Genomic DNA, 11,665 nt, shown 5'->3' with positions numbered 1-11,665 from the left:
TGGGATCGTGTACCAACGCCCCTTGGGCGATAAGGCGTCCGGCTTTGCCGATGGTATCTCCGTATTTTATGATCAGCATCCCTTGCGGGATTTCTTCGATAGCGATTTTAAAACCGAAGGGGATGTCCTCAATGGCCTTCAGAGTTTGATTCTCTCCGCCCGGAGAGATCTGAACGGAATCTCCGGACTTAACCTCTTCAACGGTTGTGGCCACATTATCCTTCTGGTGCATGCGTATGGCGCGTCTGGCGGTCATGGATCCTACCTCCCTGTAACTTCTTTGGATTTTTCTTAGGTAACAATATCTGTTGTGAAGGTCAAGAGAAAACAGGGCAATTTTTTCCTTGCCCCCTTCTTTGGCATACTTTATAGTTTCATTTTTAAGAGCAAATTCTTCCCCAAAGGGTGGACCCATTGAAAAACCAATTCAGCTTTATCAAATCAAACGTTATGAATTTGCCCAGAGCCATTATGCCTCTTCGGGGATTCGTTTCCTTTGCCAGGCTGATTTGGTAATGAAAGGAGGAAGGATATGAAGCGAGGGGCTTTGTCGGTAGCCTTTCTGTGGTCGTTCCTGGTTTTCTCAGTTTGCATTGCCCAGCCATTATGGGCAGGGGCTATCATCATCGACCATACCTGCACCAATTTATCTAAGGTCCCCCAGTCCTGGATTGACCTTGCCAGGTTGAAACTGCGGGTCACATATGGGCATACGTCTCACGGAAGCCAGGTGGTCACCGGTATCGAGGCTTTCAGGGGCAACCAGGGCTCGGCGTACTACTTCACCATCTCGGGCAGTGGATATAACGCTGGGGTTTTCCTCAACGATAACGGCATACCGGGAGCCAGCGATCTGGGCAGCCCCGACCGTACCGCCTGGGCCTCCGCCACGCGCAATCTGCTCAATCGCGCCGGAGGCTGCGACCGCAATGTCGTAATCTGGTCCTGGTGTGGCCAGGTGGACGGCACACCAGCCGAGATTAACACCTATCTCAGCCTCATGAATCAGTTGGAGATCGAGTTCCCCCAGGTGACTTTTGTTTATATGACTGGTCACTTGAACGGCACGGGCCAGAACGGCAATGTGAACCAGCGCAATGAACAGATCCGTAGCTATTGCCGGGCCAACAACAAGGTCCTGTTCGATTTCGCTGACATCGAAAGTTATGATCCGGATGGCGCTATCAACTATATGATCCTTGATGCCGATGATGGGTGCAATTATCTCGGAGGCAACTGGGCGCAACAGTGGATTGCGGCCTATCCCAATTCCGAACTGACTCAGTTGGCTGCGGCCTGTGGCAGCTGCGCCCATTCGGAAACGCTCAACTGCATCTTGAAAGGCCGAGCGTTTTGGTGGCTGATGGCGCGGCTGGCCGGCTGGCCGGGACCGGTCCGCGCTATCCCCGCCCTGCCCGCTCTACCCGGTCTGCATTTACTGCTCATGGATCATTAGTGGTCATCCGGGTGGACGTGGGTCGACTGGACTGTAAGATGATTGCGTCCTGCTCTTTTTTTAGTACGAAAATAACGTTCAGGGATCGGGGGTCAGGGATCGGGGGTCGGCGAAAGACATTTTCATTCTTCGTAGTGCCCGACCAGGGCATGAGCGCTTAATACGAAAATGACTTTCAGGGATCAGGGTTCGGGGGGCAGGGATGAGTTCAAGAATATAGTTTCAAGATTCAAGATGTAAGTCTCAAGTATGAAAACCTTGAACCTTGAACCCTGAATTTATTTTCATGATTCCTGGTGCCCGCTATAGGCGGGCATGAGTGTTTTGTCCGAAATCGGGGACCTAGATCAATCGTGCAGCAACAAAGACCACACTACCAGAAGACCGAAGCATAATTCGTCGGCAACGATGTCGGATCGGCCTATAGTAGTGTGCCGACAAGCCGGCGTCGATATCGGCGGACACATCGGCAGGTGCTCTGATCTGATCGATGGCCACAGTGGCCGAAGTGCTCGGATGCAGATCGCCGCCGGCGCCATCGACAAACAAAGAGGGCGGTTCAAGAGAAAATGCAACAATCCGGCGAGACAGGATCCCGCCAGGAGTGAACCATGAATCCGCAAGCAATTCGAAGAATTGTTTTATGCTGGTTCTGCGCGGTGCTGATACATGGCCAGGCCGGCGCCCTGACCTACCCGCCCGGTTTCACCCTGGTCCAGGTTCCCGACCCGCTGGCTGCCACCAACCCGGAGTATCCTCTGGTCCCCATGCCAATCCCCTCTTCGGGGCAGCCGTTCTTCGACAACCATTTCGGCACCATTCTTACCAGGGCCACCCAGTCCTTCAACCTGCGCCACGAGTACTCCCGGTTCGACCCCTTCAATGTCGATCAGTCGCTGATTATTCTCCACCAGTTCCTCGTCGGAGATTTCATCGTCTATCGCACCAATAGCTTTCCCTATGATACGACCGCCAACAGGGTCACCTCCCTCTTTCCGTTGGATGAGCCGCGCTGGGATCCCTCCAACCCGAACATGGTCTGGGGCCTGGAAAATGGCGGTTTCCGGATCCTGAAAATGAACGTACAAAACGGCCAGATCAGCACGGTAAAAGACTTTGCCGCTGACCAGACGCTCGGCCCCATCATCAGCTCTCACCCTGACCTGTTCCGGATCACCACCAGAAACGAGGGCGAGTCCTCCGTCGACAAACGCTACTGGGCTCTGGGACTTCAGGGGAGCGCCGATGATTATCGACTCCAGTACCTGTTCTGCTGGGACCGGCAACTGGACCAGGTGGTGGGGCTCCTCCCACTCACCAGGGAGGAAGCCGACCTCATTGACTGGGTGGGCATGTCGCCTTTGGGCAACTGGGTCCTGATCGGCGGCAACTCCGGAACCGCCAGAATCGCGGGCCTGACCATGGCCGATCGGCAACTGACCACCTTTCATCAACTGGCCCCGGCCACCGCCCATGCGGACATCGGCCTGGATAACCAGGGGCGGGAGGTCATTGTTATGCAGAACACGGCCACCGACTACATTGACCTGATCCCCATTGCCCTGGACACGACCCCGGTAACCAGTGCTGGAGGTTACGGTACCAGTTCCATCGTACCTCTTATCAGGCTCTACTATGCCAGCAACGACAATGGCCTGCAGAGCGGGGTCCACATCTCCTGCAACTGCAACGGTTATTGCGTGGTCTCCACCTATACGGCCCCGAACCGGCCCGAGCAGAACTGGCTGGACCGCACCATTGTCCTGGCCCGGCTGGACAGGAGCAGGCCCGCAGTCTGGTATCTGGCCAAGGTGTACACCACCACCAGCCTCTACTGGGAGGAAACCCAGGCCACCATCAGCAGCAATGGCAAAAAGGTGGTGTGGGCCTCAAACTGGGGCACCAATGTCGGCATGGAACAGGTTTTTGTCATACATCTGGACATGCCGCCCCTTCCCGACGGAGCCCCGGTCAGCAAGGGACTGCCCTGGAGCATCCTGCTGCTGGGAGATTAGGAAAACATCTGGTGCCGTGCCCCGAACACCAGGGCGGTCGGACCAATCGGAGAAATTATTGGAGATGTCGCCTGAAAGTGAAGGGGGCAAGGATTTTTTTACCCTTGACCCCTTCTTGAGCTTACTCTATAGTTTCATTTTTAAAAGCAAATTCTTCCCCAAAGGGTGGACCCATTGAAAAACCAATTCAGCTTTATCAAATCAAATGATTACCTGATGGAAGGCCGGGAAGAATCGCTTCGATTAGACCAAAAAACCGATCCCCAGGCGGTCGAACGCCAGGCCCGTTGGGCCGGGATCAAACCGGGAATGCGCTTGGCGGATATGGGCTGCGGTTCGGGAAAAACGACTTCGGTCCTCTATAGCCTGGTTCACCCCGGGGGAGAAGCGGTAGGACTCGACTTTGCACCCAGCCGTTACGACTTTGCCCAGAGCCATTACGCCTCTTCGGGGCTTCGCTTCCTCTGCCGGGATGTTCGGGAACCCCTGGATGACCTGGGATCTTTTGACTTTATTTGGGTCCGGTTCTTATTGGAATACTATTTGTCGAGCAGTTTTGAAATCGTCAAGAATCTTGCCCGGCTTTTGAAACCGGGAGGAATCCTCTGCCTGATCGACCTGGATCACAATAGCTTGAACTATTATCCCCTGCCGGAACGGTTGGAAAAAACCCTTCACGGGTTAGCCGAACTGGTGCGGGTCAAGGCCGATTTCGACCTTTGGGCCGGAAGAAAATTATATTCCTTCCTTTATGATCTTGGGTTTCAGGATATTTCCGTAGAGGTTACGGCCCATAATTTGATTTATGGCCCCTTGAAGGAAACCGATGCCTTTAACTGGATCAAAAAGGCGGAGGTGGCCCCCCAGAAAATTCAATACGGCTTTCCGGAATATGGCGGGTCTTACCAGGAATTTTTTGAGGAGTTTTCAGAATTTTTCAGAAACAAAAGAAGATTTACCTATACCCCCCTCATCTCCTGCCGGGGGATCAAACCCCTGGCGTAATTTTTTCTAAACCCCAGGCCCGGTTGGGGCAGGCACCACCAATGATCAGACCCTTAAAGCTTCTGTAAGTACCTGTCCCGATGGTTTAAAAAATCTTTATAGATTTTATAGTAATCGGTATCTTCATAGTTTATCTCCGAGATGGGTATTTCATCGAAACTATAGATGGCGGCCTCCGGATAGGAAAGAAGAATGGGGGAATGGGTGACGATGATAAATTGAACCTGCCCGTTCAGGCTGGTTTCTTTCAGGATTTTTAACAGATCAATCTGTCTCCTGGGAGAAAGGGCATTCTCCGGTTCATCCAGGAAATAAATGCCTTTTCTTCGGTAGGTGCTTTCAAAATATTGAATATGCCTTTGGCCATGGGACCTGGACAGGAGGGAATCGCCGCTATAGTAGTCAAAAAGTCTGGGACTGGGTTTGGCCCAGGAGTCGATGCACTCGGCCAGATAACGGAATATTTCGGAATCAAAATACGAACCGGGAACCGGTTCATGGATCCATTCAATTTCTAAATATTTATAGAGTTCTTCGGCATATTGATTGCGGTAAAAAACCCTTCGCTCATACCCTTCTTCGTCCCTCCAGATATGAATGGCGCATCTTTGGGCCAGGGCCTTTAATAAGGTCGATTTGCCCGTCCCGTTTTCACCGATAAAAAAGGTGATAGGGGTGCGTAATAATAATGATTTCGTTCGATTAAAAATTTCAAGATTGAAAGGGTAAGACTCTTGGGTCGGAAATTGATCGCTTTTGATCTTTATTTTTCTTAAATGCACGATGCTTCCCCTAACGTGTTTCTCTTGGTTTTACTGTAAAAAGACCGAGCAATAAGATGATAAGCCGGGGGAGGGTGAAAGGTCAAGGGGAAAGGTCAAAGGGAAAGGGGGGCATCCTTTTAAAAAGGAAACCCGGACTTCTAAGTGGGACGGTTCGAAGATTTCGATATCATGGAAGGGGGAAAACTGCGCCAGCTTCTTATCAGTTGCCGCTGGCTCTCTATCAACTGCTCGTCCAGAATATTCACGCAGTAGCCAGTCTCTTCACTTTTTCCCTTACCACATTTCTTCTTGGTTTTTACATGATATTATGGTACAAAATAATTATCAGTATTTATACATAAAATGGAGAGTGAAAATGTTATCAACTTCACAACAAGAAAAAGTAAGGATAAACATACAGCTCCCGACGGAGATCAGGGACAAGCTTTTTAATGCCTCCTCCCGGCAGGGTAAAAAGGTCTCTGCCTTTGTAAGGGAATCAATTGAAGAAAAATTGACCCAGCTTGAAAGGCGGGATTTCGAGGAACGGATGAAAGCCGCCTATCTGGAGTTAGCCAAAGAAAACCTGAATATTTCTGAAGACTTCAAATTCTCCGATGCTGAATACCTGCCTGGGGTCATTCCATGACAAGTCTTAACCTTAAAAGAGGGGAAGTCTATTATGCGGCACTTGATCCAGTTTTGGGTAATGAAACCGGAAAAACAAGACCGGTATTGATTATTCAAAACGATATCGGCAATCTATACTCGCCTACAACTATTGCAGCCGTCATCACAGAATATTCTGAAAAAAAAGCAACTTACCCTATCTGTGTTTCCATCGGAAAGCATGAAGGTCTTAATAAACAGTCGATTGTCAATTTATCGCAAATTCGTACCATTGATAAAAGGCGGTTAATGGGGCCCAAAATCGCCATTCTTCCCGAAAAGATCATGGAAAAGGTGAACATTGCGCTGAAAAACAGTTTGGCACTGTAAAATCGGCTCTGACTTTCCCCCCTTCTCCGCTCTCTTAACTCTTCCCTTTGAACCATAAATTGAAGAACAAGGCCTTTACTAACCTCACATTTCAAGCCGATAGGCATATTCTATTATTAAAGCTGTTGTCCATAAATCGTAGCCATAAAAAAACAGGCAACTTGCGCTCTAAACGCCAGTGCCTGTTTTTTATTTTACCATCCGTGGTGCCGAGACCCAGAATCGAACTGGGGACACGCGGATTTTCAGTCGGATCAAGTTCTTAGGAGATTCTTCATCAAAAATAAATACTTAGATATCTACCCCTTTGAGTGCCCATATTGGATTACGTGGGTTTATTTTGGATTATTTTCGGTTAAGACAGGTACGTTTTAGCTTCGTTTTAAGTCCAAAATTCGGACTCCCACTTTAAAGCAGACCTATACTGGCGCAGTAAAGTACGACCTCCGTTTTCCTCCGTCTTAAAGTAAATACTTGTAAAATATAACTTTACACTTTAAAATGTTTCCAGATGATAAAAAGTTTTCGACATAAAGGTTTGCGGCGGCTATTTGAGGATGATGATGGCAGTAGATTGCCACCGGACATGTTGACGCGGATCAGGCTCATACTCTCCACCCTGCATGCCTCAGAAGAAATTGAAGGCATGAATGTCCCGACTTTTCGCTTGCATTCCCTTAAAGGGGAGTTGAAAGGCAGTTACGCCGTTTCCGTCCGCGCCAATTGGCGGATTATTTTTCGGTTTGAAAATGGAGACGCTTTCGACGTGAATTTTGTCGATTATCATTAAGGAGATAAAAATATGGAGATGAAAACCCCTGTGCATCCTGGACTTCTGGTCAAGGAGTGTATTGAAGATCTCGGCTTGAGTGTTGCAGAAGCTGCCAAAGGTCTCGGCATCAGCCGCCAACAGCTTCACAACGTGATTGCCAGGCGCAGTCATGTCACGCCCGAAATGGCCCTCCGTTTTGAAAAAGCTTTCGGGAGTACGGCGGATACCTGGCTTCGGATGCAATTGAACTATGACCTTGCACAGATCCGCAAGGATGCTCCCATTATTGGAGTTGAGCGGCTGACACCAAAAGTCGCTTAGACCAATAGATAATCGAGCACTCTTTTTCCGCTGAACAAGACAGATGCCCCAGTTCATATTCCCTATCGTTTGTCTCGCTGCATCGGTTCTGCTTAGAAGCTCCTTTTTAGGGTAAAAAGGTTCGTTTAAGGTCCTTTTCACCTATCGTTATTGGGACCGGAATGGGTGGAGGAATCGGGACGAATACAAGCCCCAGCATTGCCAGGATCAGTAAGGAGATGGTAGTTGTTCAAAATGGCCGTATTGTTCGAAGTGTTTATCGAAGCCAAAGGCCCTGTTTATTTTGAAGGACTTCATGGCGGTAAAACTGGTGCAGTCCGTAAAGCTAAAGTCTTTATCGGCATATTGTTTAAAAATTTTAAAGGCACCTTCCTGGAGATGGGGAGTAATTCGCAGCACCTCGATTACCTTGCTCTTTTTAAGATGTTCCCAAAAGAAAACGGCCATCGAATGAGAAATCTTTGACCTCAAAAAATTCATGGTTTCACAGACGACAAAATCAGTGGTAATGAATTTTATTTCTTTTTCAAGGGCATTTTTAAAAAAAGCTGCAGCCGCACCATGATAATCATCAGCCTGGTCGATGACGGCGATAAAAGCACCGGTATCAATAAAAATTTTCACTTTTTCTTGCCATATAAATACTGGTCATGGTTAATTGAACCGTTTTTAATCCCGGATTCGGCACGGCCGATAATATCTTCAATGGCATCTTTTTTGTTTTTCTCGGGCGTTATCGAAGAAAATAAGGACGTTTCGACAGCTTCGCGGATAAGTTGATTTACACTTTTTGTTTCTTCAATAGCCTTATACTTGAGGGCCTTTAACAATTCTGCAGGCAGTCTGATATTGGTTGCAACCAAAGGAGGCATTTTTTCACCTAAAAAAAATAATTTAATTGTATTATAGTACAATGGTATCTTTATGTCAAAGTATAACTCTAAAGGAATAATCGGTTTAAGTTGGTTTAATGATGATGTACGATACGGCCATTCCTTTTGAGAAGGTCTACCGGCACCTTATGGCCTTATGGACCAGGGAGATCCTTGTTTGGGCAGGGAATACTCCTGTGCTCCTTGGGGTTCCAGCCTATGACGAAGCCGGGGTCGGCTATCATGACCCGAAAGTGGGAAACCTTAAGAATGCCCTGATGGGAATCCATGGCGGCTTGACCAGTTTTCCCACCCTGCCAAGGAATTATCAGGGGATCGCCATTTACTGAGTGAATGGGAGTATCTGATGAAAAATTATCGTTTAGAAAAAGGAAGGTGGATGCTACCATAAAAAAAGGGCCTAATCGCTATCGACTAAGCCATTATTTTTATTAAAAAAACCTGGTGCCGAGACCCAGAATCGAACTGGGGACACGCGGATTTTCAGTCGGCTCAAGTTCTTAGGCGATTCTTCATCAATAATAAATACTTAGATATCAACCCCTTTGAGAGCCCATATTGGATTACGTTGGTTTATCTTGGATTACTTTCGGTTAAGACAGGTACGTTTTAGCTACGTTTACCCTGTTTTCGGGCCGGAGGAAAGTAGCCCGGGTTCGAGAGATCGCTCAGCCTTAGGCAGGGCCGATCTCTGATTGTAGACGACTTCGGTTTACCCACCCTACCCCCACACAGGCCGAGGACATCTATGTAATCGATACTGAACCCCATCTCAAATCTTCGATAATCCTAGCTGGTAACCGGCCTCCTCAGGACTGGATCGCCCTCTCCTTCCCGATCCGGTTATAACCAACTCGATCTTAGATCGTCTGGCCCATCATGCCGATCGTATCATCATCGAAGGAGGAGAATCCTATCGGAAAAGATTAAACCCCCGCTCCCACTAATTCATCAACCCTTTTGTGGTAAATTGGGGGCGTGGAATAACCATTGACAATACAATAAATTGCATATAAATATACAATATAGTGCACTGAAAGGTACAATAGACGATGGAATATCGCCTTAATAGAGAAGATCTTCTGAAGAACATGACCGCCTGGAATGGCTTTCTGCATAAGAAAGTCCATCTGATCGCCTGCGGCGGGACAGCTATGACTCTCTTGGGAATCAAAGAATCAACCCGTGATGTTGATTTTATGGTCCCTATCGAAGAAGAATATCGATATTTGATCAAGATTCTGAAGCAATTGGGATATGTCCCGTCGTCAGGGTCTGGCTGGAAGCGTCCGTCAGAAGCTTATATTTATGACCTTTTCATGGGGAAGAGGATCCACACCACCGAGTTAATTGATCCTCCGCTGGATGAAGGCAGGCATTCATTGATCAAGGAGTTTTCCCGTTTGTATATTGGGGTGCTCAATCATTATGATTTGATCATCAGCAAACTTTTTCGCTGCACTTCAGTAGATGTCGAGGATTGCTTGACGCTCGTCAAGGTCAGGCGAAACGAGATTGATATCAATAGGCTGTTGGAGCGGTTTAAGGAAACGGCCCTATTCGATATAACCGAAGCAAAGATGATGGGCAATTGGGAGTATTTTGAAACAATGATAGTGAAAGAAGGGCTTTATGGAAAATAAACAGCTTTTGGACAACATGAGCCGGTTGGGGTATCCGCTCCTCGATCCCCAGGTTGGCTTTGATGGTTACGCGACCCTGGCCGAGGTTGTTCGGTCGGACAAGGGGCGTTACTGGGAGGGTTTTCCGGTCCTATTGGCTAATGTCGCGAAAGGTGAATCCTTTGAATTTACCAAAGTTGAAGCCTATTTAGTGAATGCCAGGGAGAAAAAGCGGCTCAAGGATCTCTTCCTTTTATCCATAGCTTTATACGACCTCAATAAGCTTAATTTGAAATGGGTTAAGCGTCTGGCCACTCAATTAACGGGCACTGAAAAGAAAAAAGTCCAGTCTTATAAAGAAGCATTGGTAAATAATAGTCCGCTCAAAATAAATGGAACTGAACTTGAATCAGAACGCTTGAAGAATGTGTTCAAGAACTATTTTACGCAGGAAGCCGCCGAAACCCTGGACATAGGTCATAGGCACGAAGAACTATCCTTGGAATTTGCTTTCTCACAGTTATTCTCTCCAAAACAAAAAGAACTATTCCAGAAGAAACTTAAGGGTGAGCCGCTGAGCAAGACAGAAAGAGAATACTATTCGCGAGTGGTCAGGAAAAAAATATCCGCGTTGGCCAATTCTCAACTACATCAACTGGCGATTAGAGTTTTGGAGTTATGACAGTCGGTTGTATCGCCTTGGCCAACCCAGACATGGATCATTTATTTGAGAAGATTAAGAACGGGACCCCATGTTTGCAAAAACGCTTAGAAGCTCCTTTTTAGGGTAAAAAGGTTCGTTTTGATATCCCCGACCAGGAAGTCTGCCATTTACTTCGGTTAAGAAGTAGACCAGGTACACCGGCCAAAAAGCCTACCAGATATTTTTTTCTTCATCTTTACTTCTATTTTCTTCCCTTTCAGAGAATAGTGGACCGATTTATGGTTTCGCCAGGAGGAGACCATGAATTCTGTTCCGTGTGCCCATTGCCGAAAGCTTTTTCTTCCCGATCCCAGGGTTAAAAATCAACATTATTGCAGCCAGAAAGCGTGTCAAAGGGCCAGGAAGACTGTTAGGCAAAGGCAAAAGATGGCTGATGATTCGGAATACCAGGGCAACCAAAAGGATGCCTGGAAGACCTGGAATCAGCAACACCCTGATTATTGGAAAGCCTACTGTAGTCGGCATCCCGAATATGTCGAGCAAAACCGCCTTAACCAAAGGGTCCGGGATAAAAAACGCTGTTTAGGTCATCTTGCAAAAATGGACGCGTCAGCCCAAAAAATATTCATTATTCCGGTCTGTTATCCACAACAGGGCCCTCTTGCAAAAAAGGACTCGATATATTTTGTCTCAAGCTTTACTTAAGATAGTCCGCAAACAGGAGGTCCTTTAATGATCGACAAGAAACCCATCAACCCTTTACGCATCCGAAAAATAACCGGAAGTTTTGCCTTTATCGAACACCGCTTCCGAAGCTTTATCAAGACCCTGCCCCACGCCTCACTCGCTTCGCCATACATTCGCCGTAAGAGCTCTGGAAACCTGCCCGGATGGCCGTAATCACATCACAAACCACATGTTGGCACTCTCCACCTATTTAGGCCAAGGCAAGGTTTCCGACACCTACTGGTATCTGGAAGCGGTGCATAACGATGGACTCTACATTAAACCTCCTTTCTGCGGTCTTCGGGGATCATCTGCTGGGCTTTCATCAACCCCCGGTCCCGTAAAAAGCGATAGGCTGTAGTCTGGGAGAGTTTTCCAAAGCCCTTTTGTTCCAGTTGCTCGACCAGTTTTCGAACCGGGGCCCGGGG

General features: G+C 47.8%; 17 protein-coding genes. 11 read left to right on the top strand and 6 right to left on the bottom strand.

What is annotated here, in order from left to right:
- On the bottom strand, positions 1 to 256 hold a 256-nt coding region (locus tag HY879_13195), incomplete at its 3' end, for a UxaA family hydrolase (protein ID MBI5604298.1).
- A 276-nt stretch (positions 257 to 532) separates the two neighbouring features.
- Between HY879_13195 and HY879_13190 the strand changes: the two genes are divergently transcribed.
- Positions 533 to 1,456, top strand: coding sequence for a hypothetical protein (locus HY879_13190; GenBank protein MBI5604297.1), 924 nt, complete (start codon positions 533 to 535; stop codon positions 1,454 to 1,456).
- A 641-nt stretch (positions 1,457 to 2,097) separates the two neighbouring features.
- On the opposite strand, the gene HY879_13185 is transcribed toward HY879_13190, so the two are convergent.
- Positions 2,098 to 2,367, bottom strand: coding sequence for a hypothetical protein (locus tag HY879_13185; GenBank protein ID MBI5604296.1), 270 nt, complete (start codon positions 2,365 to 2,367; stop codon positions 2,098 to 2,100).
- Positions 2,368 to 2,532: 165 nt separating this feature from the next.
- Here HY879_13185 and HY879_13180 point away from each other — a divergent pair, with 165 nt between their 5' ends.
- Both HY879_13180 and HY879_13175 read left to right on the top strand, forming a co-directional pair.
- Positions 2,533 to 3,471, top strand: coding sequence for a hypothetical protein (locus tag HY879_13180; GenBank protein ID MBI5604295.1), 939 nt, complete (start codon positions 2,533 to 2,535; stop codon positions 3,469 to 3,471).
- A 195-nt stretch (positions 3,472 to 3,666) separates the two neighbouring features.
- Complete coding sequence (locus tag HY879_13175; GenBank protein ID MBI5604294.1) at positions 3,667 to 4,476, top strand: methyltransferase domain-containing protein; 810 nt, start codon at positions 3,667 to 3,669, stop codon at positions 4,474 to 4,476.
- A 53-nt stretch (positions 4,477 to 4,529) separates the two neighbouring features.
- On the opposite strand, the gene HY879_13170 is transcribed toward HY879_13175, so the two are convergent.
- On the bottom strand, positions 4,530 to 5,258 hold the full coding sequence (locus tag HY879_13170) for an AAA family ATPase (protein MBI5604293.1): 729 nt from the start codon (positions 5,256 to 5,258) through the stop codon (positions 4,530 to 4,532).
- Between the two features lie 310 nt (positions 5,259 to 5,568).
- On the opposite strand from HY879_13170, the gene HY879_13165 reads away from it, so the two are divergent.
- From HY879_13165 to HY879_13150, 4 genes are all read left to right on the top strand, one after another.
- Positions 5,569 to 5,889: a hypothetical protein gene (locus HY879_13165; GenBank protein MBI5604292.1), complete on the top strand. Its 321-nt coding sequence runs from the start codon at positions 5,569 to 5,571 to the stop codon at positions 5,887 to 5,889.
- A complete protein-coding gene (locus HY879_13160; GenBank protein ID MBI5604291.1) occupies positions 5,886 to 6,239 on the top strand; it encodes a type II toxin-antitoxin system PemK/MazF family toxin in 354 nt (117 codons plus the stop codon). Before HY879_13165 ends, HY879_13160 begins: the two co-directional genes overlap by 4 nt.
- Before the next feature lie 511 nt (positions 6,240 to 6,750).
- Positions 6,751 to 7,029 carry a type II toxin-antitoxin system RelE/ParE family toxin gene (locus HY879_13155; GenBank protein MBI5604290.1) on the top strand — a complete coding sequence of 93 codons (279 nt, stop codon included), beginning with the start codon at positions 6,751 to 6,753 and terminating at the stop codon, positions 7,027 to 7,029.
- A gap of 12 nt (positions 7,030 to 7,041) precedes the next feature.
- Positions 7,042 to 7,332 carry a HigA family addiction module antidote protein gene (locus HY879_13150; protein ID MBI5604289.1) on the top strand — a complete coding sequence of 97 codons (291 nt, stop codon included), beginning with the start codon at positions 7,042 to 7,044 and terminating at the stop codon, positions 7,330 to 7,332.
- A gap of 207 nt (positions 7,333 to 7,539) precedes the next feature.
- On the opposite strand, the gene HY879_13145 is transcribed toward HY879_13150, so the two are convergent.
- Together HY879_13145 and HY879_13140 are read right to left on the bottom strand one after the other, a co-directional pair.
- Complete coding sequence (locus HY879_13145; GenBank protein ID MBI5604288.1) at positions 7,540 to 7,956, bottom strand: PIN domain-containing protein; 417 nt, start codon at positions 7,954 to 7,956, stop codon at positions 7,540 to 7,542.
- The gene (locus HY879_13140) at positions 7,953 to 8,204 is read right to left on the bottom strand and encodes a CopG family transcriptional regulator (protein ID MBI5604287.1); all 252 of its coding nucleotides are present in this window, start codon (positions 8,202 to 8,204) and stop codon (positions 7,953 to 7,955) included. Before HY879_13140 ends, HY879_13145 begins: the two co-directional genes overlap by 4 nt.
- A gap of 98 nt (positions 8,205 to 8,302) precedes the next feature.
- Here HY879_13140 and HY879_13135 point away from each other — a divergent pair, with 98 nt between their 5' ends.
- The 4 genes from HY879_13135 to HY879_13120 all read left to right on the top strand — a co-directional run bounded on the left by HY879_13135 (position 8,303) and on the right by HY879_13120 (position 11,411).
- The gene (locus tag HY879_13135) at positions 8,303 to 8,554 is read left to right on the top strand and encodes a hypothetical protein (GenBank protein ID MBI5604286.1); all 252 of its coding nucleotides are present in this window, start codon (positions 8,303 to 8,305) and stop codon (positions 8,552 to 8,554) included.
- A 723-nt stretch (positions 8,555 to 9,277) separates the two neighbouring features.
- On the top strand, positions 9,278 to 9,868 hold the full coding sequence (locus tag HY879_13130) for a hypothetical protein (protein ID MBI5604285.1): 591 nt from the start codon (positions 9,278 to 9,280) through the stop codon (positions 9,866 to 9,868).
- Positions 9,858 to 10,529: a hypothetical protein gene (locus tag HY879_13125; GenBank protein MBI5604284.1), complete on the top strand. Its 672-nt coding sequence runs from the start codon at positions 9,858 to 9,860 to the stop codon at positions 10,527 to 10,529. The genes HY879_13130 and HY879_13125 overlap by 11 nt, the downstream gene beginning before the upstream one ends.
- A 714-nt stretch (positions 10,530 to 11,243) precedes the next feature.
- Positions 11,244 to 11,411, top strand: a complete 168-nt coding sequence (locus HY879_13120) for a hypothetical protein (GenBank protein ID MBI5604283.1) — start codon at positions 11,244 to 11,246, stop codon at positions 11,409 to 11,411.
- Positions 11,412 to 11,515: 104 nt separating this feature from the next.
- Here the strand turns inward: HY879_13120 and HY879_13115 are convergent.
- The coding region (locus HY879_13115; protein ID MBI5604282.1) for a hypothetical protein at positions 11,516 to 11,665 on the bottom strand (150 nt) is incomplete at its 5' end.

Source organism: Deltaproteobacteria bacterium (assembly GCA_016219225.1).
Taxonomy (GTDB): domain Bacteria; phylum Desulfobacterota; class RBG-13-43-22; order RBG-13-43-22; family RBG-13-43-22; genus RBG-13-43-22.
The sequence above is the reverse complement of the archived record's forward strand: the minus strand, read 5'-3'. Positions and strand labels throughout refer to the sequence as shown.

Excerpts from the sequence above, each read along its gene's own strand:
- HY879_13190 (MBI5604297.1), top strand. The coding sequence starts at position 533 with ATGAAGCGAGGGGCTTTGTCGGTAGCCTTTCTGTGGTCGTTCCTGGTT.
- HY879_13180 (MBI5604295.1), top strand. The coding sequence starts at position 2,533 with ATGAACGTACAAAACGGCCAGATCAGCACGGTAAAAGACTTTGCCGCT.
- HY879_13165 (MBI5604292.1), top strand. The coding sequence starts at position 5,569 with ATGGTACAAAATAATTATCAGTATTTATACATAAAATGGAGAGTGAAA.
- HY879_13160 (MBI5604291.1), top strand. The coding sequence starts at position 5,886 with ATGACAAGTCTTAACCTTAAAAGAGGGGAAGTCTATTATGCGGCACTT.
- HY879_13155 (MBI5604290.1), top strand. The coding sequence starts at position 6,751 with ATGATAAAAAGTTTTCGACATAAAGGTTTGCGGCGGCTATTTGAGGAT.
- HY879_13150 (MBI5604289.1), top strand. The coding sequence starts at position 7,042 with ATGGAGATGAAAACCCCTGTGCATCCTGGACTTCTGGTCAAGGAGTGT.
- HY879_13140 (MBI5604287.1), bottom strand. The coding sequence starts at position 8,204 with ATGCCTCCTTTGGTTGCAACCAATATCAGACTGCCTGCAGAATTGTTA.
- HY879_13135 (MBI5604286.1), top strand. The coding sequence starts at position 8,303 with ATGATGATGTACGATACGGCCATTCCTTTTGAGAAGGTCTACCGGCAC.
- HY879_13130 (MBI5604285.1), top strand. The coding sequence starts at position 9,278 with ATGGAATATCGCCTTAATAGAGAAGATCTTCTGAAGAACATGACCGCC.
- HY879_13125 (MBI5604284.1), top strand. The coding sequence starts at position 9,858 with ATGGAAAATAAACAGCTTTTGGACAACATGAGCCGGTTGGGGTATCCG.
- HY879_13120 (MBI5604283.1), top strand. The coding sequence starts at position 11,244 with ATGATCGACAAGAAACCCATCAACCCTTTACGCATCCGAAAAATAACC.